Source organism: Okeania sp. SIO1H4, from assembly GCF_010672695.1.
Taxonomy (GTDB): domain Bacteria; phylum Cyanobacteriota; class Cyanobacteriia; order Cyanobacteriales; family Microcoleaceae; genus Okeania; species Okeania hirsuta.
In genome coordinates this window covers 1-1,096 of sequence record NZ_JAAHGB010000190.1, presented here as the reverse complement: position 1 = coordinate 1,096, position 1,096 = coordinate 1, and the positions used below count along the sequence as shown (strand labels likewise).

Sequence of the window (1,096 nt, the reverse complement as noted above, 5' to 3'; positions counted from 1 at the left end):
TGGCTTTGTTGCATGAAAGTAGCGATCGCCAAAAACTCCCTTAGTTGGAAGTTAACTAGATTTCTACTTTGTAGCTCTGGGGTTTACCATTTTGAATCATCACGTTGAGTATGGAACATTGTATGAATAACTCCACTGCCTGATTATCAAATTTTCGTCGTCGTAACTTGCATCCATTGAGGACTTTGAGCCTGAACATTGTAGTTTCTGACAACGAGCGTCGGTGGTAGCCACATTCACGTTTCCACTTCTTGCGTCCTACTTTTCTTATCCTTCTGAGGTTTTCATCTCTGGGATGAGGTGAGCATTTACAGTTGCCATGTTGACCTATTACTGCATTTTTCCTGGGTGGAATTGTTGCCTTTGCCCCTCGTTGCCTAGCTTTCTCGTAACACTTATACTTGTCATAGGCTCCATCTCCTGATACTTGGGCTATTTCCCCATCTACTCCATCTAACAGGTCAGAAAATACTTGGTCGTCACTGACATCATTGGTAGTCACTACCCCACTGATAATCTCCCCTGTGGCCTCCGAAACTCCTAGATGTAATTTACGCCATGTACGCCGTTTACTGACACCATGAACTCTTGTTTTCCATTCACCTTCGCCGTAAACTTTCACCCCTGTAGAGTCTACTACCATATGAATTGCTTCGTTCGTTGGTATAACTGGTAGTTTAACATTCAGTTTTGGCAAGCGACGGGATACAGTGCTATGGTCAGGTACTGGTAAATCTAAGTCCATCAATTGAAATATAGATTTGACAAAACCTTCGGTCTGTCGTCCGGCCAGACTATACAAGGATTGCATAGTCACCATCAATTCAATGGCCGTGTCACTATAATTATTAGATGCTCCCCTACGTCCAGTTTTTTTCTGATTAAGCCACTGCTCGATGGCCTCTGGAGTCAGCCAAAAAGTGAGACTCCCTCGCTGCTTTAAGGAGGCATCATACTCAGACCAGTTTTTGAGTCGATACAAGGACTTGGAGTTGGATTTAGACTTACTCTTACTCATATCTGCTGAGTGTAGTTTCGTGTACCATCTTGACTTCTTTATTTTTACCCTAAACATCATCTTTTGTGCAACAAAGCC

General features: G+C 43.0%; 1 protein-coding gene. It reads right to left on the bottom strand.

All coding sequences use genetic code 11. The features are described 5' to 3' along the window. Positions 1 to 55: 55 nt before the first annotated feature. Positions 56 to 1,018: an IS5 family transposase gene (locus F6K06_RS33630; RefSeq protein WP_124143258.1), complete on the bottom strand. Its 963-nt coding sequence runs from the start codon at positions 1,016 to 1,018 to the stop codon at positions 56 to 58. Positions 1,019 to 1,096 lie beyond the last annotated feature (78 nt).